The sequence below is a fragment of the [Acidovorax] ebreus TPSY genome (genome assembly GCF_000022305.1).
GTDB classification, from domain to species: Bacteria; Pseudomonadota; Gammaproteobacteria; order Burkholderiales; family Burkholderiaceae_C; genus Diaphorobacter; species Diaphorobacter nitroreducens.
Genome location: NC_011992.1, coordinates 2,535,368 through 2,561,200 on the forward strand (window position 1 = coordinate 2,535,368; position 25,833 = coordinate 2,561,200).

General features: G+C 66.1%; 28 protein-coding genes and 1 tRNA gene. 13 read left to right on the plus strand and 16 right to left on the minus strand.

From position 1 onward, the window contains the following. Positions 1-73: 73 nt before the first annotated feature. Together DTPSY_RS11945 and galU are read left to right on the plus strand one after the other, a co-directional pair. A complete protein-coding gene (locus DTPSY_RS11945) occupies positions 74-2,941 on the plus strand; it encodes a valine--tRNA ligase (protein ID WP_041839046.1) in 2,868 nt (955 codons plus the stop codon). 78 nt (positions 2,942-3,019) lie between these two features. Continuing rightward, positions 3,020-3,907, plus strand: a complete 888-nt coding sequence (gene galU / locus DTPSY_RS11950; protein ID WP_011806049.1) for a UTP--glucose-1-phosphate uridylyltransferase GalU — start codon at positions 3,020-3,022, stop codon at positions 3,905-3,907. 110 nt (positions 3,908-4,017) lie between these two features. On the opposite strand, the gene DTPSY_RS11955 is transcribed toward galU, so the two are convergent. From DTPSY_RS11955 to cysM, 3 genes are all read right to left on the minus strand, one after another. Then, positions 4,018-4,245 carry a sulfurtransferase TusA family protein gene (locus tag DTPSY_RS11955; RefSeq protein WP_011806050.1) on the minus strand — a complete coding sequence of 76 codons (228 nt, stop codon included), beginning with the start codon at positions 4,243-4,245 and terminating at the stop codon, positions 4,018-4,020. A gap of 5 nt (positions 4,246-4,250) precedes the next feature. Next, on the minus strand, positions 4,251-4,814 hold the full coding sequence (locus tag DTPSY_RS11960) for an NUDIX hydrolase (RefSeq protein ID WP_015913780.1): 564 nt from the start codon (positions 4,812-4,814) through the stop codon (positions 4,251-4,253). 115 nt (positions 4,815-4,929) lie between these two features. Beyond that, positions 4,930-5,835 carry a cysteine synthase CysM gene (gene cysM, locus DTPSY_RS11965; protein ID WP_015913781.1) on the minus strand — a complete coding sequence of 302 codons (906 nt, stop codon included), beginning with the start codon at positions 5,833-5,835 and terminating at the stop codon, positions 4,930-4,932. Positions 5,836-5,878: 43 nt separating this feature from the next. On the opposite strand from cysM, the gene DTPSY_RS11970 reads away from it, so the two are divergent. The 4 genes from DTPSY_RS11970 to rbp all read left to right on the plus strand — a co-directional run bounded on the left by DTPSY_RS11970 (position 5,879) and on the right by rbp (position 7,276). Continuing rightward, positions 5,879-5,963: transfer RNA gene (locus DTPSY_RS11970), tRNA-Leu, on the plus strand. Between the two features lie 428 nt (positions 5,964-6,391). Beyond that, positions 6,392-6,607: a hypothetical protein gene (locus DTPSY_RS11975; RefSeq protein ID WP_041839047.1), complete on the plus strand. Its 216-nt coding sequence runs from the start codon at positions 6,392-6,394 to the stop codon at positions 6,605-6,607. A gap of 23 nt (positions 6,608-6,630) precedes the next feature. After that, positions 6,631-6,891, plus strand: coding sequence for a translation initiation factor IF-1 (infA, locus tag DTPSY_RS11980; RefSeq protein WP_011806104.1), 261 nt, complete (start codon positions 6,631-6,633; stop codon positions 6,889-6,891). A 76-nt stretch (positions 6,892-6,967) separates the two neighbouring features. Further along, on the plus strand, positions 6,968-7,276 hold the full coding sequence (gene rbp, locus DTPSY_RS11985; protein ID WP_011806105.1) for an RNA-binding regulator: 309 nt from the start codon (positions 6,968-6,970) through the stop codon (positions 7,274-7,276). Positions 7,277-7,522: 246 nt separating this feature from the next. On the opposite strand, the gene DTPSY_RS11990 is transcribed toward rbp, so the two are convergent. The 9 genes from DTPSY_RS11990 to DTPSY_RS12030 form a co-directional block, all read right to left on the minus strand. Then, positions 7,523-8,011 (minus strand): nuclear transport factor 2 family protein, encoded by a 489-nt coding sequence (locus DTPSY_RS11990; protein ID WP_015913783.1) that lies wholly within the window; start codon positions 8,009-8,011, stop codon positions 7,523-7,525. A gap of 3 nt (positions 8,012-8,014) precedes the next feature. Then, entirely contained in the window at positions 8,015-8,797 is a 783-nt protein-coding gene (locus tag DTPSY_RS11995; RefSeq protein WP_015913784.1) for an SDR family NAD(P)-dependent oxidoreductase, read from the minus strand. An 11-nt stretch (positions 8,798-8,808) separates the two neighbouring features. Further along, positions 8,809-9,345, minus strand: a complete 537-nt coding sequence (locus DTPSY_RS12000) for a DUF3833 domain-containing protein (RefSeq protein ID WP_015913785.1) — start codon at positions 9,343-9,345, stop codon at positions 8,809-8,811. Beyond that, on the minus strand, positions 9,342-10,661 hold the full coding sequence (locus tag DTPSY_RS12005; RefSeq protein ID WP_015913786.1) for an MFS transporter: 1,320 nt from the start codon (positions 10,659-10,661) through the stop codon (positions 9,342-9,344). The genes DTPSY_RS12000 and DTPSY_RS12005 overlap by 4 nt, the downstream gene beginning before the upstream one ends. Then, positions 10,658-11,254: a chalcone isomerase family protein gene (locus tag DTPSY_RS12010; protein WP_015913787.1), complete on the minus strand. Its 597-nt coding sequence runs from the start codon at positions 11,252-11,254 to the stop codon at positions 10,658-10,660. The genes DTPSY_RS12005 and DTPSY_RS12010 overlap by 4 nt, the downstream gene beginning before the upstream one ends. 27 nt (positions 11,255-11,281) lie before the next feature. After that, the gene (locus DTPSY_RS12015) at positions 11,282-12,958 is read right to left on the minus strand and encodes a methyl-accepting chemotaxis protein (RefSeq protein ID WP_041839048.1); all 1,677 of its coding nucleotides are present in this window, start codon (positions 12,956-12,958) and stop codon (positions 11,282-11,284) included. A gap of 75 nt (positions 12,959-13,033) precedes the next feature. Then, the gene (locus DTPSY_RS12020; RefSeq protein WP_015913789.1) at positions 13,034-14,254 is read right to left on the minus strand and encodes an SAM-dependent methyltransferase; all 1,221 of its coding nucleotides are present in this window, start codon (positions 14,252-14,254) and stop codon (positions 13,034-13,036) included. 2 nt (positions 14,255-14,256) lie between these two features. Next, positions 14,257-15,075 carry a DUF1365 domain-containing protein gene (locus DTPSY_RS12025; protein WP_015913790.1) on the minus strand — a complete coding sequence of 273 codons (819 nt, stop codon included), beginning with the start codon at positions 15,073-15,075 and terminating at the stop codon, positions 14,257-14,259. After that, on the minus strand, positions 15,072-16,376 hold the full coding sequence (locus tag DTPSY_RS12030) for an NAD(P)/FAD-dependent oxidoreductase (protein WP_015913791.1): 1,305 nt from the start codon (positions 16,374-16,376) through the stop codon (positions 15,072-15,074). The genes DTPSY_RS12025 and DTPSY_RS12030 overlap by 4 nt, the downstream gene beginning before the upstream one ends. A gap of 168 nt (positions 16,377-16,544) precedes the next feature. On the opposite strand from DTPSY_RS12030, the gene DTPSY_RS12035 reads away from it, so the two are divergent. Beyond that, the gene (locus tag DTPSY_RS12035) at positions 16,545-17,495 is read left to right on the plus strand and encodes a MerR family transcriptional regulator (RefSeq protein WP_015913792.1); all 951 of its coding nucleotides are present in this window, start codon (positions 16,545-16,547) and stop codon (positions 17,493-17,495) included. Between the two features lie 25 nt (positions 17,496-17,520). Beyond that, positions 17,521-18,129, plus strand: coding sequence for a lipocalin family protein (locus DTPSY_RS12040; RefSeq protein ID WP_015913793.1), 609 nt, complete (start codon positions 17,521-17,523; stop codon positions 18,127-18,129). Between the two features lie 129 nt (positions 18,130-18,258). On the opposite strand, the gene DTPSY_RS18185 is transcribed toward DTPSY_RS12040, so the two are convergent. The 3 genes from DTPSY_RS18185 to DTPSY_RS12045 all read right to left on the minus strand — a co-directional run bounded on the left by DTPSY_RS18185 (position 18,259) and on the right by DTPSY_RS12045 (position 19,685). Next, positions 18,259-18,588 carry a hypothetical protein gene (locus tag DTPSY_RS18185; RefSeq protein WP_015913794.1) on the minus strand — a complete coding sequence of 110 codons (330 nt, stop codon included), beginning with the start codon at positions 18,586-18,588 and terminating at the stop codon, positions 18,259-18,261. Positions 18,589-18,712: 124 nt separating this feature from the next. Beyond that, entirely contained in the window at positions 18,713-18,844 is a 132-nt protein-coding gene (locus tag DTPSY_RS18745; protein ID WP_015913795.1) for a hypothetical protein, read from the minus strand. Positions 18,845-19,457: 613 nt separating this feature from the next. Continuing rightward, entirely contained in the window at positions 19,458-19,685 is a 228-nt protein-coding gene (locus DTPSY_RS12045; protein ID WP_015913796.1) for a hypothetical protein, read from the minus strand. A 225-nt stretch (positions 19,686-19,910) separates the two neighbouring features. Between DTPSY_RS12045 and DTPSY_RS12050 the strand changes: the two genes are divergently transcribed. Then, a complete protein-coding gene (locus DTPSY_RS12050; protein ID WP_015913797.1) occupies positions 19,911-20,285 on the plus strand; it encodes a CidA/LrgA family protein in 375 nt (124 codons plus the stop codon). After that, entirely contained in the window at positions 20,282-21,007 is a 726-nt protein-coding gene (locus DTPSY_RS12055; RefSeq protein WP_015913798.1) for an LrgB family protein, read from the plus strand. Before DTPSY_RS12050 ends, DTPSY_RS12055 begins: the two co-directional genes overlap by 4 nt. Before the next feature lie 21 nt (positions 21,008-21,028). Here the strand turns inward: DTPSY_RS12055 and DTPSY_RS12060 are convergent, their stop codons facing one another. After that, positions 21,029-21,982: a LysR substrate-binding domain-containing protein gene (locus DTPSY_RS12060; RefSeq protein WP_015913799.1), complete on the minus strand. Its 954-nt coding sequence runs from the start codon at positions 21,980-21,982 to the stop codon at positions 21,029-21,031. A gap of 165 nt (positions 21,983-22,147) precedes the next feature. Here DTPSY_RS12060 and DTPSY_RS12065 point away from each other — a divergent pair, with 165 nt between their 5' ends. The 3 genes from DTPSY_RS12065 to DTPSY_RS12075 all read left to right on the plus strand — a co-directional run bounded on the left by DTPSY_RS12065 (position 22,148) and on the right by DTPSY_RS12075 (position 25,812). Continuing rightward, complete coding sequence (locus tag DTPSY_RS12065) at positions 22,148-23,344, plus strand: acyl-CoA dehydrogenase (RefSeq protein WP_015913800.1); 1,197 nt, start codon at positions 22,148-22,150, stop codon at positions 23,342-23,344. A 152-nt stretch (positions 23,345-23,496) separates the two neighbouring features. Next, complete coding sequence (locus DTPSY_RS12070) at positions 23,497-24,753, plus strand: CaiB/BaiF CoA transferase family protein (protein WP_015913801.1); 1,257 nt, start codon at positions 23,497-23,499, stop codon at positions 24,751-24,753. Positions 24,754-24,843: 90 nt separating this feature from the next. Beyond that, the gene (locus DTPSY_RS12075; RefSeq protein ID WP_015913802.1) at positions 24,844-25,812 is read left to right on the plus strand and encodes a tripartite tricarboxylate transporter substrate binding protein BugE; all 969 of its coding nucleotides are present in this window, start codon (positions 24,844-24,846) and stop codon (positions 25,810-25,812) included. Positions 25,813-25,833 lie beyond the last annotated feature (21 nt).

Here is a 25,833-nt window from a genome sequence, read left to right on the forward strand (position 1 = left end):
AACCGAATAAAATGCCCCCATCCTCCGAACCACTGCCCAGGCGGCATCCCACGGGATGCCGTTTTTCATTGCCATGAGCGACACGATCGAACAACCCGGCCTGAACAGCCTCTCCAAGTCCTTTGAGCCCGCCGCCCTGGAGGCCCACTGGGGCCCCGAATGGGAAAAGCGCGGCTACGGCGTGGCAGGCTACCGCGGCACGGGCGCGGCGCAGGCCGGGCAGCCGGCATTCGCCATCCAGCTGCCTCCGCCCAACGTGACGGGCACGCTGCACATGGGCCATGCGTTCAACCAGACCATCATGGACAGCCTGACGCGCTACCACCGCATGTTGGGGCACAACACCGTCTGGGTGCCGGGCACCGACCACGCGGGCATTGCCACACAAATCGTCGTCGAGCGCCAGCTGCAAGAGCAAGGCGTGAGCCGCCATGACCTGGGCCGCCCCGACTTCGTGAAGAAGGTGTGGGAGTGGAAGGAAAAGAGCGGCAACACCATCACCACCCAAATGCGCCGCCTGGGCGACAGTGTGGACTGGAGCCGCGAGTACTTCACCATGGACGACAAGCTCTCCAAGGTCGTCACCGACACCTTTGTGAAGCTGTACCAGCAGGGCCTGATCTACCGCGGCAAGCGCCTGGTGAACTGGGACCCCAAACTGCAGTCCGCCGTGTCGGACCTGGAAGTGGAGAACGAGGAAAAAGACGGGTCGCTGTGGCACATCGCCTACCCCCTGGCCGACGGCTCGGGCCAGCTGGTGGTGGCCACCACGCGGCCCGAGACCATGCTGGGCGACGTGGCGGTGATGGTGCACCCCGAGGATGAGCGCTACGCGCACCTGATCGGCAAGATGGTCAAGCTGCCGCTGTGCGACCGCGAGATCCCGGTGATTGCCGACGCCTATGTGGACAAGGAGTTCGGCACCGGCGTGGTCAAGGTCACGCCCGCGCACGACAACAACGACTACCAGGTGGGCCAGCGCCACAAGCTGCCCATGATTTGCGTGCTCACCCTGCAGGCCACGGTGAACGAGAACGCCCCCGCCAAGTACCAGGGCATGGACCGCTTCGTGGCGCGCAAGGCCATCGTGGCCGACCTGGAGGCCCAGGGCCTGCTGGTCGAGACCAAGAAGCACAAGCTGATGGTGCCCATTTGCACCCGCACCGGCCAGGTGATCGAGCCCATGCTGACCGACCAGTGGTTCGTGGCCATGAACAAGGTGGCCCAAGAAGGCACGGGCGACGCCACCGGCAAGAGCATCGCGCAAAAGGCCATCGACGCCGTGGCCAGCGGCCAGGTGCAGTTCGTGCCCGAGAACTGGGTCAACACCTACAACCAGTGGATGAACAACATCCAGGACTGGTGTATCAGCCGCCAGCTGTGGTGGGGCCACCAGATCCCTGCCTGGTACGACGAGGACGGCAATGTGTACGTGGCCCGCAACGAACAAGAGGCCCAGGCCCAGGCCCCCGGCAAGACGCTGACCCGCGATGCGGACGTGCTCGACACCTGGTACTCCAGCGCCCTGGTGCCCTTCAGCACCATGGGCTGGCCAAACCAGACCGATGGTGCCACCGACGACTACAACCTGTACCTGCCCAGCAGCGTGCTGGTCACGGGCTACGACATCATCTTCTTCTGGGTCGCCCGGATGATCATGATGACCACGCACTTCACCGGGCGCGTGCCGTTCAAGCATGTCTACATCCACGGCCTGGTGCTGGACGCACAGGGCAAGAAGATGAGCAAGTCCGAGGGCAACGTGCTCGACCCGGTGGACCTGATCGACGGCATTGCGCTGGAGCCGCTGCTGGACAAACGCACCCAAGGCCTGCGCCGCCCCGAGACCGCGCCCAAGGTGCGCCAGAACACACAAAAGGAATTCCCCGAGGGCATTCCCGCCTATGGCGCCGACGCCCTGCGCTTCACCTTCGCCGCGCTGGCGTCGCTGGGCCGCAGCATCAACTTCGACAGCAAGCGCTGCGAGGGCTACCGCAACTTCTGCAACAAGCTGTGGAACGCCAGCCGCTTCGTGCTGATGAACTGCGAGGGCTACGACTGCGGCATGGACACCGCGCAGGGCTGCACTGAAAGCTACCTGCGCTTCAGCCAGGCCGACCGCTGGATCGTCTCGCAGCTGCAACAGGTCGAGGCCGAAGTGGCCAAAGGCTTCGCCGAGTTCCGCTTGGACAACGTGGCCAACACCCTCTACGACTTCGTCTGGAACGAGTTCTGCGACTGGTACCTGGAAATCGCCAAGGTGCAGATCCAGACTGGCAACGAGGCGCAGCAGCGCGCCACGCGCCGCACGCTGATCCGCGTGCTGGAGGCCATCCTGCGCCTGGCGCACCCCGTCATCCCCTTTGTCACCGAAGCACTGTGGCAGGTAGTGGCCCCGCTGGCGGGCCTGAAGGGCGACTCCATTGCCATCGCCGCCTATCCGCAGTCCCAGCCCGAGAAAATCGACGAGGGCTCCATCGCCTACGTGGCGCGCATCAAGCAGGTGGTGGACGCCTGCCGCACGCTGCGCGGCGAGATGGGCGTGTCGCCCGCACAGCGCCTGCCGCTGCTGGTGGCGGGCGACGCGGACTTCATGCGCGACATCGCCCCGGTGCTGCAGAACCTGGCCAAGCTCAGCGAGGTGAAGGTGTTCGACGACGAGGCCGCCTGGGCCCAGGCCGCGCAAAGCGCGCCCGTGGCCGTGGTGGGCGACGCCCGCCTGGCGCTGTTCGTGGAGATCGACATCGCTGCTGAAAAGGCCCGCCTGTCCAAGGAGGCCGCGCGCCTGTCCGGCGAAATCGCCAAGGCCAACGGCAAACTGGGCAACGAGGCTTTCGTGGCCAAGGCCCCGCCGGCCGTGATCGAGCAGGAAAAGAAGCGCGTGGCCGACTTCGGGGCCACGCTAGCGCGCATCCAGGAGCAGCTCGCGCGCCTGGGCTAAGATCAGCCCGATCACCGGACAAGGGCGCTGCAGGCGCCTTTGTTTTTACCCGGCACCCTTTTTCGTGAGGCACCCGACTTGAACGCACCCACCCGTGTCCGCAAGGCCGTCTTTCCCGTCGCAGGGCTCGGCACCCGCTTCCTGCCCGCCACCAAGGCATCGCCCAAGGAGATGCTGCCGGTGGTGGACAAGCCCCTGATCCAGTACGCGGTCGAGGAGGCCTACGAGGCCGGCATCCGCGACATGGTGTTCGTCACCGGCCGCAGCAAGCGCGCGATCGAAGACCATTTCGATACCGCGTACGAACTGGAGAACGAGCTGGAGAACGCCGGCAAGCGCGAGATGCTCGCGCTGGTGCGCAGCATCGCGCCCGACGACATGAACTGCCTGTTTGTGCGCCAGCCACGCTCGCTGGGCCTGGGCCATGCCGTGCTGTGCGCCGAGCCCCTGGTGGGCAACGAGCCCTTTGCCGTCATCCTGGCCGACGACCTGATGACCGGCGAGCCCGGCGGCCCCGGCGTGATGGCGCAGATGACGGCCGCTTTCGCCAAGCAGGGGCGCTCGCTGCTGGCCGTGCAGGAAGTCCCGCTGGAGCACACCAAGCGCTACGGCATCGTCAAGGGCGAGAGCGCTGGCGGCGCGCTGATCCGCGTCGACGAGATCGTGGAAAAGCCCGCGCCCGAAAAGGCACCGTCACGCATGGGCGTGGCCGGCCGCTATGTGCTCACGCCGCGCATCTTCGAAGAGATCCGCAACCAGCCGCAGGGCGTGGGAGGCGAGATCCAACTCACCGATGCGATCGCGCGCCTGATGCAGCACGAGACGGTGTATGCCTACCAGTACGCCGGCAAACGGTACGACTGCGGCAGCAAGGAAGGCTTTTTGGAAGCCACGGTCGAACTGGCACTGCAGCACCCCCAGGTGGGCCCACAGTTCCGCGAATACCTCCAATCCCTGGCGCTGTAACGCACCGCCGGGGCGGTGCCCCTGCCCGCCGCCCGGGCATGGGATTCCTGTTTTGATAGCTACCAGCGCTTACCCAACAAGCGCTGGACGGCTATTTAGCCATTAATCACTCAGCGACGGCGCAGCACGTGGATGAATTCTTCGCCCACGGTCTGTTGTTCGACCAGTTCGTTGCCGGTCTGCCGGGCAAACGCCTGGAAGTCGCGCAGCGAGCCGCTGTCGGTCGCCACCACCTTGAGCAGCTGGCCGCTGGCCATGTCGGCCAAGGCCTTCTTGGCCTTGAGGATGGGCAGGGGGCAGTTCAGGCCCCGGGTGTCGATTTCCTTGTGGATGTCCATTTTTCTCAGTCCTTCGGCGCGTCCAGTCCGCGGCGGCGCTCTGCATTTTCCTCGGCGGTGAAGAACACCGGCTCGTGGCCACGCGAGCGCAGCCAGTCGGCCAGCGCATAGCCTGTGCCCGCGGGCCAGCACTTGAGCTGGTCCAGCTCATAAAAGCGGTGCTCCAGCAGCTCCGGCGACAGGCGCACCTCGCCTTCGGCCCGCACATGGTAGGCGATGATGACCTGGTTCATGCGCATGAACTCATACACGCCCACCAGCTGCACACTGCGCGCGTCCAAGTTGGTTTCTTCCTTGACTTCGCGGGCAATGCCGTCCTCGGGCGTCTCGCCGGCCTCCATGAAACCAGTGATCAGCGCGAACATCTTGGGTGGCCAGAGCGCATTGCGCGCCAGCAGCACGCGGCCGTCCACCTCCACGATGGCCGCCAGCACGGGCGTCGGGTTGTTCCAGTGCGTCCAGCCGCAGGCGGGGCAGCGCAGGCGTTCCTTCTCGCCGCTGTCCTCAATGACCACGATGGGCGCCAGCGCCGTGGCGCAGTGGGTGCAATAGCGGGTTTCGTACGACATAGCGATGCTCCTCCAGCATGCGCCATGGCAGTCACAGCGCTCCGTAATTAATAGCTGCTCGCGCTTGACTACCGGGCGCCAGCGGCCTTATTGATGCTCACTGTGATCTTCACGTTCACGCCGGGAAGACGCCGGTGGAGAGGTAGCGGTCGCCTCGGTCGCACACCACGAAAACGATGGTGGCGTTTTCCTCGCGCTGCGCGATCTGCTGCGCCACCCAGCAGGCGCCGGCTGCGGAGATGCCGGCAAAGATGCCCTCTTCGCGCGCCAGGCGCCGTGCCATGTCCTCGGCATCGTCCTGGCTCACCAGCACCAATTCGTCCACCAACTGGGGCTCGTAGATCTTGGGCAGGTATTCCTCGGGCCACTTGCGAATGCCCGGGATACGCGAGCCTTCCTGCGGCTGCGCACCCACGATGCGCGCCGCGGGGTTCTTCTCGCGCAGGAAGCGCGCGACGCCCGTGATGGTACCCGTGGTGCCCATGGCGCTCACGAAATGGGTAATGCGCCCCTCGGTCTGCTCCCACAGTTCGGGGCCGGTGGTCTCGTAGTGGATGCGGGGGTTGTCCGGGTTGGCAAACTGGTCCAGCACCACGCCCTTGCCCTGCGCCACCATCTGATCGGCCAGATCCCGCGCGTATTCCATCCCCCCGCTCTTGGGCGTGAGAACCAGCTCCGCGCCGAAGGCCTTCATGGTCTGCGCGCGCTCCACGGACAGATCCTCCGGCATGATCAGCACCATGCGGTAGCCCTTGATGGCCGCAGCCATCGCCAGGGCGATACCGGTGTTGCCCGACGTCGCCTCGATCAGCGTATCGCCGGGTTTGATCTCCCCGCGCTCTTCGGCCCGGCGGATCATCGACAGTGCCGGCCTATCCTTCACCGAACCCGCCGGGTTATTGCCTTCCAGCTTGCCCAGAATGACATTGCCGCGTGCCGCGTTGTCCTGTGCACCGATGCGCTGCAGTGCGACCAGCGGCGTGTGTCCGATCGCGTCTTCAATGGTGGGGTAGGTCTTCATACCGCGTTACTGTGCCATAATTTGCGACTTCGCTTTCGCGCCTGCCCGGGTGGTGAAATTGGTAGACGCAGGGGACTCAAAATCCCCCGCCGCAAGGCGTGCCGGTTCGATTCCGGCCCCGGGCACCACATACAAGGCCGCACAGTTCCCAGAACGTGCGGCCTTTTCTTTTTCCTCCGAAACCCTCGATAGCGTCGGGCGCAAAGGTGCGGGGGGACTGTGCGGCAATCCGGGGCCCTAAGGCGCCTGCTGGTCGGTATCGGGTACATCCACAAGAATTAAGTTTGCTTTTTTCATTTCGGTGAGTAATAATCCACTAACGCGCTACCCACTGCTTGCTTCGATAGCGCCTGCCTGACAGCATCCTGGCTGATGCGCCTTGCGCCGCACTTCTTGCAAAGTGTCGGCCGTCACTCTCCAAAGCAGCAAGCTCATCGCAGACCTTCAACCTCTTTCAGGGTCTGCCCCGCCTTTCCTGCGCCGACGCGCGGCAGGTCTTTTCCCCTCTTTTCTCTCCTGGATGGTCGCCTTCGCGATTACATCCTGTCTGTTTGCAATGCTTGAAAAACAAAACGCCGAGCGCGTGGGCAACTACGTTGTCACGCCGCTGACCAAAACCACCAATGTCGGTGTTACTGCTTCGGTTTCCATACGCCGGGGAATGTACGACCGCATCTTCCGCTTTCTCCCAAGCTTCCCCTGCGATGCACAAGCAGTCCAGTACGCCTTAGCGCAAGGGCGCCGCATGGTGCTACACAACCAACTGGGCTGATCCTGCTATTGACGGAGGTACCCGTGGCCAAAGAAGAGTTGATTGAAATGCAGGGCAAGGTCGATGAAGTTCTGCCTGACGCCCGTTACCGCGTCACGCTTGACAACGGGCATCAGCTCATCGCGTATACCGGGGGCAAGATGCGTAAGTTCCGCATCCGCATTCTGGCCGGTGACCTGGTGACCCTGGAGATGTCTCCGTACGACCTCAACAAGGGGCGAGTGACATTTCGGCATATCGAGAACCGCACGCGCACCACCCCTCCAGCGCGCCGGCGCCATTGATTTTGGTTCCCCCACTCATTTCCTCTGGGATGCGCTTACAAGCCGTCCCTTCATTTCCCGAAAGAAAGACACTGACATGAACAACCGACTGTACGTGGGCAACTTGGCCTATTCCGTGCGTGATGAATCGCTGCACCAGCAGTTTTCCCAATTTGGTTCCGTCACCTCCGCCAAGGTGATGATGGAGCGCGATACAGGCCGATCCAAGGGCTTCGGCTTTGTAGAAATGGGCAGCGATTCCGAGGCACAGGATGCCATTAACGGTCTGAACGGCCGTTCTGTCGATGGACGTGCACTGACGGTCAACGTCGCGCGTCCCATGGAAGCTCGCCCAAGTTTTGGCGGCGGCGCAGACCGTGGTGGCTACCGCGGTGGCCGCTACTGATAGGGCCTTGCCGCGGCAATTGCCTTAGAGTGCTCCGGACCATCCGGGTGAGTCCGTGTTTTGGACGCTGACCACCTCCCGCAGAGCCCTCCGCCGCGTCTTATGCCGTTGACGAGATGGTCGCCCCATCTCCTTCTTGGCCTCGAACACCCCGATGACGAAAGTCGTCGGGGTGTTCGTCTTTGTGGTGGGGAGCATCGTGGCTTCATGGACGTTCATCGGCATGAACCTCTCCCCTTCTCCACCTTAACGGTCGCTAGGGGGTGAACAGCGATGAGGATGCGGCAGGGGTGCCGCGCCAGCCTTGCGCAGCCAGCGCATCAGAGCCCCCAAAACAGGCAGTTTTTCATACAGCTCTTCCGCCGGGTCCCAGTAATCGCGGTGCCGCGTCACGCGGCCTTGGGCATCAAAATGCACCAGGGTCGCGCCGTGGATGCACTGAGGCACCTGTGCCCGCCAGCGCTTCATGCGGAAGTGAAACTCCCACTGCAAAAAGGCCCGGTCGTCCTGCACCAGCCGCTGGGTGACGATAAAGCGCGGCTGCTCCAGGTTCTCGAACATGTGGGCAAAGATGGCACGGATGGCGGGCACTCCGCGCACGTCGTTGAAGGGGTCCTTGAACCGCGCATCAGGCGCGTAGTAGTCCCCCAGGAGGGACAGCTGTGCGGGAGTCAGCTGTTCGTAGAGCTGGGCCAGACGGGCGGCGCAAGCGTGGGTGTCTATAGGTGGGTGCATACGTCACAGCCCGGTCATACGGTGGACCAGCGGAAAGTACCAGCGGTACGGCAGCACGCGCAGCAGCTTGAGCCACAGCGTGAAGCGGCGTGGAAAATGCAGTTCAAACGCGCCCCTTCCCCAGCCGCGCAACATGGCCTGGGCCGCCTGCTCCGGCGTGAGCAGCGCGGGCATGGTGAAGTCGTTCTGGCGCGTCAGGGGCGTATCGACAAAGCCGGGGTTCACCACGCTCACGCCCACGCCCTGCGGGCGCAGATCAAGGAACAGCGTCTCGGCCAGGTTGATGAGGGCCGCCTTGGTCGGTCCGTAGGCCAGGCTCTGCGGCAGACCGCGCCAGCCGGCTACGCTGGCGACCAGGCTCAGGTGGGGCGCACGGCCGGCCTGGGCCGAAGCCAACAGGCCTGGCACCACGGCGGCGAGCACATGCAGCGCGCCCGTCAGGTTGACCTGCTGGTGGCGCAGCAGCTCGGGCAGCGCCAGCGCGTCGGCTCGCATGGGGGTGTAGTGGCCGGCGCAGTAGCACACCAGGTCCAGTGGTGACTCGGTCTGCAGGCGCGCGGCAACGTCCAGGACCGCCTGGGCGTCGGTCACATCCAGCACCACTGCTTGGCTGCCAGGGTGTTCGTGCGCAAACGACGCCAGCAGCGCCTGCTGGCGTGCCGACACGATCACCTGCGCGCCCTGGGCGTGCAATTGCGCTGCGACGGCCCGGCCAATACCGCTGGAGGCGCCCACCAGCCACACGCGCTTGCCGCGCCAGTCAGTGATGGCAGGGTTCAAAGACACAGTGCGGCTCCTTATGTCTTGGTGAACGACAGCAGTACCTCGCCCAGGGTGACGCCGAACTTGCGCATCGTGGCCCGATTGAGCATGACTCGGTCATCGACCAGGAACATCCAGTCGTCAAACTGCACTTCATACTCCTTGCCGTCCACCGGCAGGCGCAGCGTGTAGTTCCAGCGGAAGGCATTGCCCGCGGTCTGGCCCTGGGCCTCACCCACCACATCGTCAGCGGTCCCGGTGTAGCGCCCATCGGCATGCTTGGTCAGGCGCCAGATGCGGCGCTGGGTGCTGCCGTCCGAATAGGTGAAGGCCTCGTCCAGCACGCCTTGATTGCCCTCCCAGTGGCAATCCATCACCACGGTGAAGCGGCGCACCACCTCGCCGCCTCGCTGCTGAAAAATACCGTGGGCCAGGATGCGGCCGTTGAAGTAGCGGTCCAGCTCCAGCTGTGGACGCTCCTGGGCATAGTCGGTCACCTGGGGGCTGGCACAGCCGGTCAACACGGCAGTGCCCGCGAGCAAGGCCAGCAAGGCGTGGCGGCGGGTGTTCATGGGGAAACTCCTTGGTCATGCAACGGCGGGGAGGGGTGGATCAGCAGGCGGTACAGCAAACCTGCTGCCAGAAGCTTGAGGGCGCAAGGCAGCAGCGCGTAAGCCCAAGCGAGGCGCTGTAGCGCGTGGGCGTCCTGGATGCCGGGGCTGTAGCCGAGCCACTGCAGCAACGGCAGCGCCGCGCCTGCGGCCAGGGCCAGATTCAGTTTGGTGGCCAGGTTCCACCACCCCAGGTACGCCCCTTCGCTGCGCCCCTGAGCCCCCTGGCGTTCCACCAAGCGCGCCAGCAAAGCCCCGGGCAAGGCCAGATCCGCCCCCAAGGCGATACCGGACAACGCACAGATCCACGCAAAGGCCGCAATCTGCCCGCTGCCCAGAAGCGTCGTCCAGCCAAAACAGGCCACCGCCAGCAGCATGCCGCCCAGCCAGGCGCGCTCCAGCGCCCAGCGGCGCACCGCGCGCAACCACCCTGGCATGGACAGCGCCCCGCTGACAAAGTACAGCACCAGAAACAAGGCAATCTGCGCCTGTGTGGCCTGCAGCCGGTCCTGGGCAAAAAACAGCATCAACGCCGCCGGAACTGCGCTGGCAATGCCGTTGCACAAAAACACCGCCAGCAAGCGGCGAAAGGCTGGCTGGCGCAAGGGTTGCCAGACCGTGGCCCAGGCAAAAGCGGCAGACAAATCCCGCTGCGCAGGTGCTGCAGGGCGTGGGGCGTGCCACAGGGCCAGCCACCCGGCCAGCAAGCTCAGCGCGAACACCGCCAGCATGGGCCCGGCGCCCCAGGCCACCGACAACGCACTGGCCGTGACCACGCCGATCAGCCCCGGACCTTCGCGCCAGGCCACCACACGGCTGCGCTGCAGCGCGTCACCGCCCAGACGCACGCCCCAGGCCTGGTGCGCAATCACCAACTGGCTGTGCGCCAGGCAGGTCACCAACAACCCCGCCACCATCCACGCCGCCAACGCCTGCGGTCCTTGCACCGCGGGAAAGAACAGCCCCGACAACCCCAGGACCTGCACCAAGGCCGAGCCCCCCGCTACCCACAAGACCGCACGCAGCGGGCCTTGGTACAGGCGGTCGCTCAAGCGCCCCAGCAGGGGCTCGGCGGCCGCATCCAGCAGACGCACCAGCATCAGCAAAGCACCCACACTGGCCAACGGCAAAGCCAATTCCGTGGCGTAGTAATGCGGTAACACCACATACAGCGGCAAGGCCACAAAGGCCAGCGGCAGACCGAGCAGGCCATAGGCCGGCCCGGACCACCAATGGGGCAGCGGAACCGCACGCACGGGCGCAGCCCGGGGAGTCATGGGGCCGCTCCGCCGGGGATGCGGGCCAGCAAGGCACTGCGCAGACCCGGCTCCGAGGTCTGCGGTGACAACCAGATGCCAAAGAACAGGCGCGCCAGCTCCGCATCGTCAATCGCGGCCAACTCCTGGCTGCCACGCCACAGACGCATGCCTTGGCCCGGCTGGTACAGGCCGGTGAGCCGCTCGCCTGGCTGCACGTCGGGAATCACGGCCGCCAGGCGCTGCTGCCAGCGCTCGGCCTGTTCAGAAGGCACGCTGGCCTGGCGCTGCATTTCCTCTACCGAGCGCCGGGCAATGGCCGCACCGGTGAAGCCACGGTGGTAGGTCAACTCCAGCGCCAGCGGGTGCGCACCAAAGCGGCTGGCGTCAAAACCAGGCGTGACCCACAGCCGTGCGTCGTAGATGCGCAAGCCCAAAAACCGCATCTGCCCTTCCCCCGCCAGGGTGGCCCCCACGAGGGATTGCCGCACCCAGGCCGGGGCAGCGCCACCGTCCTGTCCGGTCGTGGGACCGGCCGAAGCCACCGCCAACGCCAAGGCCGCACCGCCTGCAAAAGCCCAGCGCTTCAAGGATGAAATTCGGCTCCAGGGCATATGGGTCAAGCGCTAGCCGCTATCGTTTTAATATGCAACAGAAGCTGCAACATCGCCCCGGAGCCGCAAGGCAGAGGGTGCAGCAGTCACCATGGGGGAAGTGCGGCGCACCACCGACACCGGTGCACCACCGCCTGCGTCCTGCGCCAAGCGGAACACACTGACGGCCTCTGCCAGTTGCGCAGCCTGCTGCTTCAGGGTTTGTGCAGCCGCGGCGCTTTGCTCCACCATGGCCGCGTTTTGCTGAGTGGCCTGGTCGAGATGGGTCACGGCATTGCCCACCTGGGCGATACCGTCGGTCTGCTCGGCAGTGGCGGTGCTGATTTCCGCAATCAGGCCCGCCACGCGCTGGGCCTGTTCCACGATGTCGGTCATGGTGGCTCCTGCATCGCCCACCAGGCGCGCGCCCTCCTCCACCTTGGCCACACTGCCGTCGATCAGTCCTTTGATCTCCTTGGCAGCGTCGGCGCTGCGCTGCGCCAGCGCCCGCACTTCGCCGGCCACCACGGCAAAGCCGCGGCCCTGCTCACCGGCGCGCGCAGCCTCCACGGCGGCGTTGAGCGCCAGAATGTTGGTCTGGAACGCAATCGAATCGATCACGCCGATGATGTCGGCCATCTTGTGGCTGCTGGCCGTGATTTCCTCCATGGTGCTGACCACTTGGGCCACCACCGCACCGCCCTTGTGGGCCGCCTGGCTGGCGGAGGCCGCGACCTGGGTGGCCTGGCGGGCCGAGTCGGCGTTGTTCCTCACCGAAGCGGTCATCTGCTCCATGGACGCGGCGGCCTGCTGCAGGTTCGCGGCCTGCTCTTCGGTGCGCTGCAGCAGCCCGGCGTTGCCGCCGGCAATCTCTTCGGAACCCACGGTGACGGCGTTCGACGCCTGGCGTACCTGGCCTACCACGCTCGCCAGACTGGCCTGCATCGCCCCCAGCGATGCCAGCACACTCCCCGGCTGCGCCTGGGCAGCGCCCGTCACCGGCCGCAGGTTGCCCTGCGCCACGAGGCTGGCCACGTCGGCCAGCGCTGCGGGTTCGGCCCCGAGCTGACGCACGATGCTGCGCGCCACGCTCCAGGCCACCGCCACGCTGAGCACCAACGCCAGCAGCAGCGCCGAGAACATCACGCCGAGGAAGCTGCCCGCCTCGTCCATGGCGCCCTGGTTGGTCGCCTGGATGCGCGCTTCCTTGAAGTCGATGAGCTTGTTGATGGTTGCAAGCCACTGCACGTATTGCGGCTTGGCCTGCGTCCACAGGGTTTGTGCCGCAGCGGCGTCGCCCGCCTGCACCTGGGCAATGATGGCCTGAGTGGTGGCCACGGCCTTGGATTCAGCGCTGCGAATATCGGCATACAGCTGCCCCAGTTCAGGGGCCGCGCCTTTGCGGGTGATGAGCTTTTCCAGCGGCGCAGCCGACTGGGCGTAAAAGTCCGCCAGCGCAGCGATGGTGGCGATCTCCCGGTCGCGCTCGGCGGGGGACGGACTCAGCACCACGTCGCGCACGGCGATGGAGCGGTCATGGGCCGAACCACGGAAGTTGATGGCGTAGCGCTGCACCTGCACGTGGATGTCGTTGTTGGTTCGCAGCGCCTGGTCAATGCGGTTCACCTTCACCAGGGCGATACCCGTCAGCACCACCAAAAGGACCAGGATCAATCCGAACCCGGCGTACAAGCGGGCGGCGACCGTCATTCGAGATAAGAACATGATGATTTTCTTGTTGAAAAAAAGGGGGCCGTACGGGGTCATGAAAAGCGGGGATCGTTGCCCGTGAGGGGCGCTTCAGTCCTTCACCAGCGTGTACTGCACGACATCGATGCTGCGTGCGTCGAATGCGGCCTCGCAGTACGCTAGATAGAACTCCCAGGTGCGCTGGAAAGACGCATCAAATCCCCGGGCCTGTACCTGGGCTCGCTGCTGGACGAAGCGTTGGTGCCAGCGGCGCAGGGTTTCCGCGTAGTCGCGGCCGAAGGCAAACTCCTCCACCACCCGCAGCCCCGCGCCCTGTGCGGCGGCGCGAAAACGCGATGGACTGGGAAGACACCCCCCTGGGAAGATGTACTGCTGGATGAAATCGGTACCCCGCACATAGCGGTCGAACAGCGCGTCGTCGATCACGATGCTCTGCACGCAGGCGCGCCCGCCCGACTTGAGCAGGCGCGCCATGGCACCAAAGTAACTAGGCCAATAAGCCTGCCCCACGGCCTCGACCATTTCGATGGAACAGATGGCATCGAACGGGCCATCCTGGATATCACGGTAGTCCTGCAGCCGTAAATCCACCTGGGCGGCCAGGCCCGCGGCCTGCATGCGTGCCTGGCCCCAGGCCAGTTGCTCCGTGGACAGCGTCACCCCTGTCACCTGCGCCCGGAACTCGCCAGCGGCCATCTCTGCCAGGGCACCCCAGCCACAACCGATTTCCAGCACCCGGTGGCCGGGCTGCACGCCCGCGCTGTGCAGGGCGCGGCGTACTTTGGCGTGCTGCGCCTGGGTCAGGTCTCCCCCCAGGTTGCCCTCGAACCATGCACTGGAGTAGTTCATGCTCGGGTCCAGCCACAGCGTGTAGAAGGCGTTGCCCAGGTCGTAGTGCGCGTGGATGTTGCGCCGGCTCCCGGCACGGGTGTTGCGATTGAGCAGGTGACGCAGACGGTACGCAAGCCGCCCCCACCAGCCGCCATAGACCAGAGACTCCAGCGCATCGCGGTTGTCCATCAGCAGCCGCAACAAGTCGGCCAGGTGGGACGTACTCCAATCCTGGGCGATGTAGCTCTCCGCCAGGCCAATATCACCCGAGCGCAGGACGGCTCCAAACACCTTCCAGTTGTGCAGGCGCATGCTGGCATGCGGGTGTTGGCCGCTACCCAATTGCACGACGTTGCCGTCGGGTAGCTCCAGATGGAGCGTGCCACGCTGCAGGCGCTGCAACAGTCGCAGTCCATGGCGTGCCGCGGCAGGCATGTCAGGCAAGGGGAGCGCGGACGGCGAGACAGTGGTGGTGTTCATGGTCAGGTGCTCGGCGAGGAAGATCGGGTCACGGGCCGTGCAGGCGGCGTGGGTTTGGAATGCAAGGGCGCACGCTTGATCCACAGCAGCAGTGCATGCCAGTGGATGCGCGCAATGACGCCCCATGTCAGAAACGGGTAGTGCCACAGCGCCCGGCGGCGGCTGCTGGCGTCCAAGGGTTGCAGGCGCCCTGCCACGCCAGTGAGCACCAGCGGGCCCTGGGCATCGTCAAAGTCGATGCGCACGCGCGTGGACTCAAGCCCCTGTGTGCCACTGCGCTTGAATTCAAAGCGGTAGCCGCCTTCCACCGGGCAAAACGGCGACACATGGAAAACCTTGCGCGCGCGTAATTCCTCGCCGTACCTTGGTGTGTCGAGCAGGTAGGCATGGCGCTCGCCAAAGGTGTTGTTCACTTCGGCCACGATGGCGCGCAGGCTGCCATCGCGGCGGTGGCAGTACCAGAAACTCACCGGCTTGAAGCTGTAGCCCAGGATGCGCGGATAGCAGTGCAGCCAGATCTCACCCTGCGCATCGGTAATGCCTTCGCCGCGTAGCAGCTCTTCCAGCCAGGCCAATGCCCCCCCGGCTTGCGGGCTGCGGCCATCGCCGTGGTCGGCATCGCGAAACGCCAGAGCACCCGGTCGGTTCAGCGCCAACACGCCCGCGGCCTGCGGCTGCGCGCGCAGCGTGCGCATGGGCAGCAGCAGGAAGAAGGTCGGGACGATGAAGCGGTGGCGGCGCGGGCGCAGCCGGGTGTGCCACACATGACCGAAGCCGATGTGCGGCCGGTTGCCGGTGACCGCGGTGACTGGAGGGTTCATGCGGCCTCCCGCTGGCGCAACTGCTCCAGCAGCAGATCGGCGGCGCGGTAGCCCGACTGCAGGCCGTCTTCATGAAAGCCATACCCCGTCCAAGCACCGCAGTACCACGTGCGCTGCACGCCCTGCAATTGCGGCACCTGGTCCTGGGCGGCAATGGCGGCCAGATCGAATACGGGGTGGTCGTAGTCGAATTCGGCCAGCACCTTCTCCGCCGCAATCGAACGCGTCGGATTGAGAGAGACCAGCACGGGGTCGGCAAAAGGCAAAGGCTGCAAGCGATTGAGCCAGTAATGCAGGCACACGCGCGCCGATTCACGTTCCTTGCTGGCCGCGCGCTCGTAATTCCAGGCGGCCCAGGCGCTGCGCCGCCGCGGCATCACATGCGCGTCGGTATGCAGCACCGCACGATTGGGCTGGTAGTGGATGGCACCCAGCACCTGGGTTTCCTGCTCTGTCGGCTGCGCCAGCAGGCGCAGGGCCTGGTCGCTGTGCACCGCCAGCACCACGGCGTCGAAGCGCTCGCTTTGCCCCCCTGCATGCACCTGCACGCCAGCGGCATCGCGCACGATGCGCTCCACGGGCGTGGCCAGTCGCGCATCAAGCCCCCGCAGCAGTTGGTGCACGTACTGGCGTGCGCCACCCGCCACCGTGAACCACTGCGGGCGGTTGCTCACCTGAATCAGCCCGTGGTTGTGGCAGAAACGGATCATGGTGGCCACGGGAAAGCGCAGCATCTGGTCGGTGGGGCAACTCCAGATGCAGCCCAGCATGGGCAGGAAATACCAGTCGCGGAACGCTGTGCCAAAGCCATGCCGCGCCAGAAACTCGCTCAGGGGCTGGGCCAGCGCGGCCTCTTCGCCCGACTCCGCCAGGGTGGTGCACAGCTGATTGAAACGCAGCAGCTCGCGCAGCATGCCCCAGAAACGCGGACGCAGCAGGTTGCGGCGCTGGGCAAACACGGTTGCCAGGTTGGCACCGCTCCACTCCAGCGTCCCCGTGCCGAGTGCGCCGGCGCCAGGCACCTGCACCGAGAACGACATGTCCGAGCGCGCGGTGGGTACCCGCAGCTCGTCAAACAAGGCAATCAGCCCGGGATAGGTCCGTTCGTTGAAGACCAGAAAGCCGGTGTCGACGCCATGCGTTACCAATTCCCCCGCCGCGTCCGGCAGGCACACGTCCACCGTGTGGGTGTGGCCGCCGAAGTAATGCCCCGCCTCGAAGACCGTGACACGGGCCTGCGCCCGCAGGCGGTGGGCTGCGACCAAACCTGAAATTCCCGAACCAATGATGGCGATTTTCATGATCACTCCAACCCTCGGCGAAATACCAGAGGTAGCGCTGTGCGCAGACAATGGGCGTAATGTAGTGGACAAAACAAATTTTGTCCTAGACAATTTCACCAATCCCCACAGTTTGTCCATGACTTTCAATACCCTCCTGAGGCCTGTACGCCGCATAAAGGTTGGCGCATGAGCACGCCAGACCATCCCGAGAGCGCAGGTTTGCCCATCGCGGCCGTGGAGCGCGAAACCGGCGTAGCCAAGGACACCTTGCGCGTATGGGAAAAACGCTATGGCTTCCCGCAACCCTTGCGCGACGGGGCGGGGGACCGCCTGTATCCGAGCGAGCAGGTGCAACGGCTGAAGCTGATTCGCCGCCTGCTCGACACAGGGGCCAGGCCCGGCAAGGTGGTGGGCTTGGACAGTGCAGAACTGCTGTCCTTGCTGAACCAGAGACCTTTATCCCCCAGTTCAGTTTTGTCCAAGACAAATCTTCAGGCGTTCTCCTCACCTGCGACCCTGGCTCCCCTTCTTAACGCCATCGGAGCGCACGATCCGCAAGCCCTGCGGTATGCCCTGAGTCACGCGCAGCTGCGCATGGGGCTCGCTCCGTTCGTCACCGACCTGGTGGCTCCCCTGACCACGGCCGTGGGCGAGGCCTGGGTGCAAGGGCGCTTCGAGGTCTTCGAGGAACACCTCTTCACCGAGGTCATCACCGGGGTTCTGCGCAACGCCATTGCTTCCCTAGCGCCGCTGCCCATACCGCAAGGTCCCAAGGTCCTGCTCACCACGCTACCCCAGGAATTGCATAGCCTAGGGTTGCTCATGGTTGAAGCACTGCTGGCACTGGAGGGCTGTACCTGTGTTTCGTTGGGTACGCAAACACCCGTGGGCGACGTGGCCCAAGCCGCCGTGGCCCATCGGGCGGATGTGGTGGCTTTGAGTTTCAGCAATGTGCATAACGGGACAGTCGTTCACGCCAGCCTGCGTGAGTTGCGGGCCCAGTTGTCTCCCACCACCGCGTTGTGGGTCGGCGGCTCGTGCACCGCTCTGTACCAAAAGCCCCTGGAAGGGATCACTCCCGTCCAGCACCTGACGGGGCTTCAACCCTTGGTGGCGCAATGGCGCCACACACACTGATCCACCACTTGGTCAAGGACATCACATGTACCTGCTCTCGGCTTTTCTATTTTCTGTGCGGCGCGCAGTCATCCAGTCCTGCCGCGCAGGCCTATGGGCGCTGTGGATGGCGGGCGTCGCCGTAATGGCCGGCTGTGCAAACACCAGCCCCCCGCCGGGCGTAGAAGCGGTCACGCCATTCGATCTACAGCGCTATCAGGGGCGCTGGTATGAGCTGGCCCGGCTCGACCACTCATTCGAGCGCGGCATGACGGATGTGTCCGCCACCTACACCCCCCAGGCGGACGGCAGCGTGCGCGTGGTCAACCGCGGCTTTGCCGCCGCATCGGGCCAATGGCGCGAAGCCGTTGGCAAGGCGCTGTTCACGGGTGCTCCCACCACCGGATCGCTCAAGGTGTCCTTCTTCGGCCCGTTCTACGGCGGCTACCACGTCGCGGCGCTTGACCCTGACTACCGCTGGGCGCTGGTGTTGGGGCCTGATACCAGCTACTGCTGGATTCTGGCGCGCGACAAACAACTGGACGCTGCGCAGCGCGATGCCATCGTGGCTCGCGCCCAGGCGCTGGGGGTGGATACGCACGCTCTCATCTGGGTCACGCACAAGCGCCAGGATCCTGCGCACCCGCCCCATTGACTGCATGTACCAGCGAGCAGCGGGAAAAGAAGCCTACGTGGGATCGAAAACGCGCTCAGTGGCGTGCGCCTTTCTTTGACCCACGTTCGTAGCCGGTCAGTCGTGCGGCAATGCGCGTGCCCGCATCGTTTACTGCGCCGCGGGCGCGCCCCCGGCAGGTGCGCCCATGCCTTCGCGACCCGGGGTGGTAGGCGTGTCGCCGCGCTGGGGCGCTGAGGGCTGGGGGGCATCCACCGACGGACCTGCCATTCCGGCGGACCCTTGGGTGGCTGCGGGAGCCCCTTCGCCAGGCGCGCTCAGGCGATCCTTTGAAGCGCGCAAGTTGAATACGACAACGGCTACCAGCGCGATCAGGGCGGTGACAAGGGCGATGCGAATGGCGCGCTTGTCGTCGCGCTGGCTCGGCGGGGTGGTGCCCGGGGATGGTGCAGCGCCCGGACGGTTGGGGGTGCGGTTCATGGTGAAGCTCCTGTGTTACACGAAGCACCACGTTAGGAACGCAGGTGCACCGCCACTGTCAGACGAATGCCCCGTTCGAACGTCCCGTTCAACAGCGCAAAAAAACCATCGGTCTTTCCCGGCGCTACCACGGCGCCCACAGGAACAGCAGCATCACCGCCACGGCGATGAGCAGCAGTGTCACAGTCCTGGAGGTGGCCACGCGGTTGCGGCCTGAAGAATGGGGTACTTCGCCTGAGGCGGGTTTGGGTGGCATGTCACGCTCCGGTAGTTGCGGTCCACCATAAGCGCCTGGGGGGGCCTGCCTTGTAAGACAGCCACCCGCGCAAGTGCGCGTACTGCCCGTACGTACCGCCATTCAGCCCAGGCGCGGAGGCGTGTCAGCGGGCTCCGGGGGTGGTGCGGGCACATCCGGCTCCACGGGGGGATCGGCCGGTTGGCGATGAGCGAGAGCGGTGCGGTGAATCATGTCAGCCATCTCCGGGTCGGTGGCATACCGCGCCAGAGGCAGCGGCAGGACGATGTGCCTGCCGCCCGCGCCTCGGCAATCGAGTACGCGGGGCCCCGTGAGGACTGGCCAGCACGGGACGCTGCCAAAGGGCAAAGCTTACGGGTGTTAGCCACATGCCGCCGGGCGGCGATAAGAGGACGCCACCCTTGCCATGCATGCGGCCACAGCGTTCGACCCAGACCTGGCGCCAGGGCTCCCGCAATGGGAGCCGAGAAGCCCGGCCCGCGCCGCCTGGGCATGGCAGCGAAGCTGCGATGCGCACCCGTCGGGTGTTTGCCGCGGTCGCCGTAAGGTACCTTCGCCCGCACGGGACGCCGTGTAGGACGGAGGCGAATCCGCCCCGCAGCGGTGACCCGGCTCAGTTGTTTTGGCGCTTGATGAGCTGGCGGCCCAGGTCGGTGATGTGGAACTCGCCCCCGGGCGTCTTGCCGATATAGGCCCAATCCAGCAGGCGCCCGGACAGATGGTGCTTGAGCGCGTCGGGCACGCTGAGGGCCTGGCCCATTTCGAGCTGCTTCAGCGTGGCGATCTCATCCACGGTAGGTTCAAACGTGGGTGCGTGGTACAGGGGCTGGGCGGTAGCCATGGCAAGTCCTCCTGGTGCAATGGTGCGGCGACCGTTGCGTTGCACCGGAGGGTGCTTCGCCGGACGACCGCTGCACACCAGGGTATTGCGGATGGCCGTTGCGCGCAACCGGCGGAGCCCCCGACCTCCCGCAAAGAGGCGGCATCACCCCAGCGCCAGCGCGGGGCGGTGGGTATCAGGGATGATCATGGTTTTTGCGCCTGCGCGCCGCCCTGCCCGCCTTCAATGCTCTACGCCCTGACCGCCCTCTTCATCCTCCAGTTGCTGGGAGAACTTCTGGTCCAGCTCCTGGGTCTGCCCCTGCCCGGCGCTCTCGCAGGCATGTTGCTGCTGCTGGCGGCGCTGCTGGCATACGGGCGCGTCCCGCAGGCGCTGGAGAGCACCGCGGGCAGCCTGCTGCAGAACATGATGCTGCTGTTCATCCCGGCGATCGCCGGGGTCATGCTGCACTTTGACCGCATCGCGCGCGAATGGCTGCCGTTCCTCGTGGCCGGCATTGTGGGGGCGGCCATCACGCTGGTGGTAACGGCCTGGACGCTGCGCTGGCTGCTGCGCGACAGCGCCGACGCACGCCCGCGCGAGCAGGAGCAGGCCCAGTGAGCGCGTCTCTCCCCGGGCTGGCCGCATGGCTCACGGCGTCGCCCCTGCCCTGGCTGGCGCTGACTCTCGCGGCCTACACGCTGACGCTGGCGCTGTATCGGCGCAGCGGCGCACACCCGCTACTAATCCCACCACTGACGGCGACGGCGCTCGTCGTGGCGGTGCTGCTGCTCACGGGCACGCCCTACGCCACCTACCGCGAGGGCACGCAACTGCTGAGCTTTCTCATCGGCCCCGCCACGGTGGCGTTGGCCGTGCCGCTGTTCGCGCAGCGCGAGCGCATTCGCCAGCTCTGGCGCCCGATCAGCGTGGCGCTGCTCGTGGGCTGCACGGCGGCGATCGTCTCCGCCCTGCTGCTGGCCTGGGCGCTGGGCGCATCGTATGAGACGCTGATGGCGCTCGCACCCAAATCCGCCACCATGCCGATCGCGCTGCCCGTGGCGGAGCGCATCGGCGGCGCGCCATCGCTGGCAGCGGTGGCCGTGGCCATCACGGGCATTGCGGGGGCGGTGCTGGCGGGGCCGCTGCTGCGCCTGCTGCGCGTGCACGACCCGGCCGTGCGCGGCTTTGCCATCGGCCTCACGGCCCATGCCATCGGCACGGCGCGCGAACTGCAGGTGCATCCCACGGCCGGTGCCTTCGCCGCGCTGGCGATGGGCCTGAACGGTGTGGCCACTGCCGTGCTGGTGCCGGTATGCGTCGCGTTGATGGGTGGACGCTGATCGACAGATGCTGAAGAGCGGCTACGCCAGCGGCCCGGCCACCGCCATGTCCTGCAGCCAGCCAGCGAACGCGGCCAGCACCGGCGGCTGGGGCTGCGCGGGGCTCACGAGGTAGTAACCCCGCTCGCCACGCAACGGACGCGGGCAGGCCACCACCAGCTCGCCCCGCGCGATCTCGGCCTCGATCAGCATGGGCGGCATCAGCGCAATCCCCAGGCCGTAGGCCGCCGCGGCAGCCGTCATGGAGAACAACTCATAACGCGGCCCTTCCAGCGCGCGCGGCGCATCCGACACTCCCATGGCATCGAACCACTGTCGCCAGCCATAGGGCCGGGTGCTTTGCTGCAGTAGCGGCAGCCGCGCCAGCGCCGGTGGCGGCAGGCCCTGGTGTGCACGGCCCGTGCCGCGCGGCATGCCCAATTGCTGCGCCGCCGTCTCCAGCAGGCGCGGGCTGCACACGGGCACCACGTCTTCCTGCATCAGCAGCTGCGCCTGCACGCCGGGCCAGTTGGCGACCTGCTCGGGCGTGCCCGCGTACAGCGCCGCGTCGAAGGCCGTATCGGTGAACAGGAAGGGCCGGGTCTGCGTCTCGATGTGCACCACGATCTCGGGGTGGCGCGCGGCCAGCAGAGGCAGGCGCGGAATCAGCCAGCGCGTGGCAAAGGTGGCCACGGCCGCGAGCGAAATGGCGCCGCCATGCCCCTGGTGGGCCATGACGTCGAGCGTGTCGCGCTCCAGCCCCTGCAGCCAGCGCGCCACCTGCTGCCCGTAATGCCGCCCCGCGGGGGTGAGCACCACCCCGTGGCGCGTGCGGCGAAAGAGTTGCACGCCCAGTTGCTCCTCCAGCGCCAGGATTTGGCGCGACACCGCGCTTTGCGTCAGCGCCAGCTCCTGCGCGGCGCGGGTATAGCTCTCGTGGCGCGCAGCAGCTTCAAAGCAGGCCAGCGCCTGGGTGGATGGCAGGTGTCGTCGCATTGCAGCATCTTAGCCAGATATTCTTAAATCAAATATCTGGATGCGAATAACTCGCTTGCCGTCACTTATTCAGACGCCATACGATCACCTTCGTTAACCAAGCAATGCACCTTGTGCATGCTTGGGTCCCCGCCACCCACCCCGCATTCCAGCACTGGAGACACCATGACCCGCAACGCCTTCCAATGGGACGACCCCTTCCAACTCGACCAGCAGCTCACCGAGGACGAGCGCGCCGTTCGTGACGCCGCGCGCGCCTACTGCCAGGACAAGCTGGCGCCCCGCGTGCTGGACATGTTCCGCCACGAGAAGACCGACGTGACCATCTTCCGCGAGATGGGCGAGCTGGGCCTGCTGGGCCCCACCATCCCCACCGAATACGGCGGCGCCGGGCTGAACTACGTGAGCTACGGCTTGGTGGCGCGCGAGATCGAGCGCGTGGACTCGGGCTATCGCTCCATGGCGTCGGTGCAGTCGTCGCTGGTGATGGTGCCGATCAACGAGTTCGGCTCCGAGGCGCAGAAGCAGAAGTACCTGCCCAAGCTGGCCTCCGGCGAGTTCATCGGCTGCTTCGGCCTGACCGAGCCCGACCACGGCTCCGACCCCGGCAGCATGGCCACGCGCGCCTACAAGGTCGACGGCGGCTACCGCCTCAAGGGCAACAAGATGTGGATCACCAACAGCCCCGTGGCCGACGTGTTCGTCGTCTGGGCCAAGGAAGTGGAGGCATCCGGCACCGTGGGCCAGATCCGCGGCTTCATCCTGGACAAGGGCATGAAGGGCCTGTCCGCCCCCGCCATCCACGGCAAGGTGGGCCTGCGCGCCTCCATCACCGGTGAGATCGTGATGGACGACGTGTTCGTGCCCGAGGAGAACGCCTTCCCCGAAGTGCGCGGGTTGAAGGGCCCGTTCACCTGCCTGAACAGCGCACGCTTCGGCATCGCCTGGGGCGCCATGGGCGCGGCCGAGTTCTGCTGGCACACGGCCCGCCAGTACACGCTGGACCGCAAACAGTTCGGCCGCCCGCTGGCCGCTAACCAGCTCGTGCAGAAAAAGCTGGCCGACATGCAGACCGAGATCACGCTGGGCCTGCAGGCCGCGCTGCGCGTGGGCCGCATGAAGGACGAGCACCAGAACGTGGTCGAGATCACCTCGCTGATCAAGCGCAACAACTGCGGCAAGGCCCTGGACATCGCCCGCCTGGCGCGCGACATGATGGGCGGCAACGGCATCAGCGACGAGTTCGGCGTGGCACGCCACCTGGTGAACCTGGAGGTGGTCAACACCTACGAGGGCACGCACGACGTGCACGCGCTCATCCTGGGCCGCGCGCAGACGGGCATCGCCGCGTTCGCCAACTGACCCGGCGCGGCGCGCGGGCCGCATCAAAGGCCCGTCACGCGCGCTCTCAAAATAGGAGCTTCTCGCGCTTACCCTGCAATCAGTTCAATGGTTTTTATCCTTGAATTGTTGGCACAACAAGCGCGAGCAGCTACGTTTTCAATAGCGATTTCATGAGTGCTTCCACCCCCCGCGGCGCCTTGGACGGTATCAAGGTACTGGATCTTTCGCGCGTGCTTGCCGGTCCCTGGTGCACCCAGATGCTGGCCGATCTGGGCGCCGACGTGGTCAAGGTCGAGCGCCCCCAGGCCGGTGACGACACGCGCCACTGGGGCCCGCCCTTCCTGAAGGACGACGCTGGCCGCGACACGCGCGAGGCCAGCTACTTCACCGCCTGCAACCGCAACAAGCGCAGCATCACCGTGGACATGGCCCATCCCGAGGGCCAGGCGCTGCTGCGCCGCATGGCCGCCGAGGCCGACGTGGTGGTCGAGAATTTCAAGGTCGGCGGTCTGGCGCAATACGGGCTGGACTACGCCAGCCTGAAAGCGCTGAACCCGCGCCTGGTCTACTGCTCCATCACCGGCTTCGGCCAGGACGGGCCGTATGCCGAACGCGCCGGCTATGACCTGATGGTGCAGGCCATGTGCGGCCTGATGAGCATCACCGGCCATGCCGACGGGCAGCCCGGCGGCGGGCCTCTAAAGGTCGGCGTGGCCGTGGTGGACGTGTTCACCGGCCTGTACGCCAGCAACGCCATCCTGGCCGCGCTGAACGCGCGCGACAACGCCCGCAACGGCACCGGCGAAGGGCAGCACATCGACATGGCTTTGCTCGACGTGGGCATGGCCGTGCTGGCCAACCAGGCGGCGGGCTACCTGGCCACCGGGCAGGCGCCCGGACGCGCCGGCAACATCCACCCCAGCCTGGCGCCCTACCAGGACTTTCGCAGCCGCGACGGCAACGTGCTGCTGGCGATCGGCAACGACGGACAGTTCGCGCGCTTTTGCCAGGCGTGCGGCCACCCCGAATGGGCACAGGACGCACGCTTTGCCACCAATACCGCACGCGTGCAGCACCGCGCTGCGCTGCTGGCGCTGATGGAGCCCGTCCTGCAGACCCGCAGCACCGCCGAGTGGATCGCCCTGCTGGAGGACAAGGCCGTGCCCTGCGGCCCCATCAACACCATCGCCCAGGCCTTCGACGACCCACAGGTGCGCGCGCGCGGCATCCGCAGGGAGCTGCCCCGCGACGCCGGCGACGGCATCGCCCACGTGGCCACGGTGGCCAACCCCATGCGGCTGTCGGGCACGCCCGTCAGCTACCATCGCGCGCCACCCGCGCTCGGCCAGCACACCGACGAGGTGCTGCGCGAGCTGGGCCTGGATGCTTCGGCCATCGCAGCGCTCAAAGCGGGGGGTGCCATCTGACCCTTTTCCCGCACCGGCCCCGCCGGTGCTTCCTTCCCGCCATCACTGGCACGCCATTGCTTCACCACATCGATAACAGGAGATAAAAGCATGATTCGTCGCAGCGCACTCACCCTGGGCCTGCTGGCCCTGCTCGGCACGGCCGCCCAGGCCCAGTCCGGCTACCCCAACAAGCCCATCCGCCTGCTGGTGCCCTTCGCCGCGGGCGGCACCACCGACCTGATCGCCCGCGTGGTGGCCGAGCCCCTGGGCCGCGAGCTGGGCCAGCCCGTGGTGGTGGAGAACAAGGGCGGCGGCGGCGGCGCCATCGGTGCGGCCGAAACCGCGCGTGCCACGCCGGACGGCTACAACCTGGGCGTGGCCACCGTGTCCACCACGGCCACCAACCCGGCCATCAACCCCAAGATCCCCTACAACGTGTTCACCGACTTCACCCCGGTCGTGAACATCGCCGCCACGCCCAACGTGATTGCGGCCAACCCGCAGTTCGTCGGCAAGGAATACAAGAGCTTCCTGGCCGAAGTCAAGAAGACTCCAGGCAAGTACTCGTTCGGCTCGCCCGGCACCGGCAGCATCGGCCACCTGATGATGGAAATGTTCATGCTGGAGACCGGCACCCAGCTGGTGCACGTGCCCTACCGCGGCTCGGGCCCGGCACTGAACGACGCCGTCGCCGGCCAGATCCCGCTGATCTTTGACAACCTGCCGTCCGCCCTGCCCTTCATCAAGGACAAGCGCCTGACCGCCCTGGTGGTGGCCGCCCCGCAGCGCCTGGCCGTGCTGCCCGACGTGCCCACACTGGCCGAAGTGGGCCTGCCCAACGTGAACCGTATGGCCTATTACGGCATCATCGGACCCAAGGGCCTGCCCAAGGACATCGTGGACAAGGTCAACGCCGCCGTGCACAAGGTGCTGAAGGACCCTGCGGTGCGCAAGCGCATCGAGGACACGGGCTCGCTGATCGTGGCCGACACGCCGGCGAAGTTCGCCCAGGAAATCAAGGCCGAATACACGGCTTACAAAAACGTGGTGGACAAGCAGAAGCTCACCATGGACTGAGCGCGCACCGCCCCAACCCTC

Excerpts from the sequence above, each read along its gene's own strand:
- DTPSY_RS12030 (WP_015913791.1), bottom strand. The coding sequence starts at position 16,376 with ATGAAAATCGCCATCATTGGTTCGGGAATTTCAGGTTTGGTCGCAGCC.
- DTPSY_RS11960 (WP_015913780.1), bottom strand. The coding sequence starts at position 4,814 with ATGTCGTACGAAACCCGCTATTGCACCCACTGCGCCACGGCGCTGGCG.
- DTPSY_RS12020 (WP_015913789.1), bottom strand. The coding sequence starts at position 14,254 with ATGAACACCACCACTGTCTCGCCGTCCGCGCTCCCCTTGCCTGACATG.
- cysM (WP_015913781.1), bottom strand. The coding sequence starts at position 5,835 with ATGAAGACCTACCCCACCATTGAAGACGCGATCGGACACACGCCGCTG.
- DTPSY_RS12045 (WP_015913796.1), bottom strand. The coding sequence starts at position 19,685 with ATGGCTACCGCCCAGCCCCTGTACCACGCACCCACGTTTGAACCTACC.
- DTPSY_RS11990 (WP_015913783.1), bottom strand. The coding sequence starts at position 8,011 with ATGCACCCACCTATAGACACCCACGCTTGCGCCGCCCGTCTGGCCCAG.
- DTPSY_RS12065 (WP_015913800.1), top strand. The coding sequence starts at position 22,148 with ATGACCCGCAACGCCTTCCAATGGGACGACCCCTTCCAACTCGACCAG.
- DTPSY_RS11955 (WP_011806050.1), bottom strand. The coding sequence starts at position 4,245 with ATGGACATCCACAAGGAAATCGACACCCGGGGCCTGAACTGCCCCCTG.
- DTPSY_RS12070 (WP_015913801.1), top strand. The coding sequence starts at position 23,497 with ATGAGTGCTTCCACCCCCCGCGGCGCCTTGGACGGTATCAAGGTACTG.
- DTPSY_RS12025 (WP_015913790.1), bottom strand. The coding sequence starts at position 15,075 with ATGAACCCTCCAGTCACCGCGGTCACCGGCAACCGGCCGCACATCGGC.
- DTPSY_RS11975 (WP_041839047.1), top strand. The coding sequence starts at position 6,392 with ATGCTTGAAAAACAAAACGCCGAGCGCGTGGGCAACTACGTTGTCACG.
- DTPSY_RS18185 (WP_015913794.1), bottom strand. The coding sequence starts at position 18,588 with ATGAACCGCACCCCCAACCGTCCGGGCGCTGCACCATCCCCGGGCACC.
- DTPSY_RS12010 (WP_015913787.1), bottom strand. The coding sequence starts at position 11,254 with ATGCCCTGGAGCCGAATTTCATCCTTGAAGCGCTGGGCTTTTGCAGGC.
- DTPSY_RS12040 (WP_015913793.1), top strand. The coding sequence starts at position 17,521 with ATGTACCTGCTCTCGGCTTTTCTATTTTCTGTGCGGCGCGCAGTCATC.
- DTPSY_RS18745 (WP_015913795.1), bottom strand. The coding sequence starts at position 18,844 with ATGCCACCCAAACCCGCCTCAGGCGAAGTACCCCATTCTTCAGGCCGC.
- DTPSY_RS12015 (WP_041839048.1), bottom strand. The coding sequence starts at position 12,958 with ATGTTCTTATCTCGAATGACGGTCGCCGCCCGCTTGTACGCCGGGTTC.
- DTPSY_RS12050 (WP_015913797.1), top strand. The coding sequence starts at position 19,911 with ATGCTCTACGCCCTGACCGCCCTCTTCATCCTCCAGTTGCTGGGAGAA.
- DTPSY_RS11945 (WP_041839046.1), top strand. The coding sequence starts at position 74 with ATGAGCGACACGATCGAACAACCCGGCCTGAACAGCCTCTCCAAGTCC.
- rbp (WP_011806105.1), top strand. The coding sequence starts at position 6,968 with ATGAACAACCGACTGTACGTGGGCAACTTGGCCTATTCCGTGCGTGAT.
- DTPSY_RS12000 (WP_015913785.1), bottom strand. The coding sequence starts at position 9,345 with ATGAACACCCGCCGCCACGCCTTGCTGGCCTTGCTCGCGGGCACTGCC.
- DTPSY_RS12060 (WP_015913799.1), bottom strand. The coding sequence starts at position 21,982 with ATGCGACGACACCTGCCATCCACCCAGGCGCTGGCCTGCTTTGAAGCT.
- DTPSY_RS12075 (WP_015913802.1), top strand. The coding sequence starts at position 24,844 with ATGATTCGTCGCAGCGCACTCACCCTGGGCCTGCTGGCCCTGCTCGGC.
- DTPSY_RS12005 (WP_015913786.1), bottom strand. The coding sequence starts at position 10,661 with ATGACTCCCCGGGCTGCGCCCGTGCGTGCGGTTCCGCTGCCCCATTGG.
- DTPSY_RS12035 (WP_015913792.1), top strand. The coding sequence starts at position 16,545 with ATGAGCACGCCAGACCATCCCGAGAGCGCAGGTTTGCCCATCGCGGCC.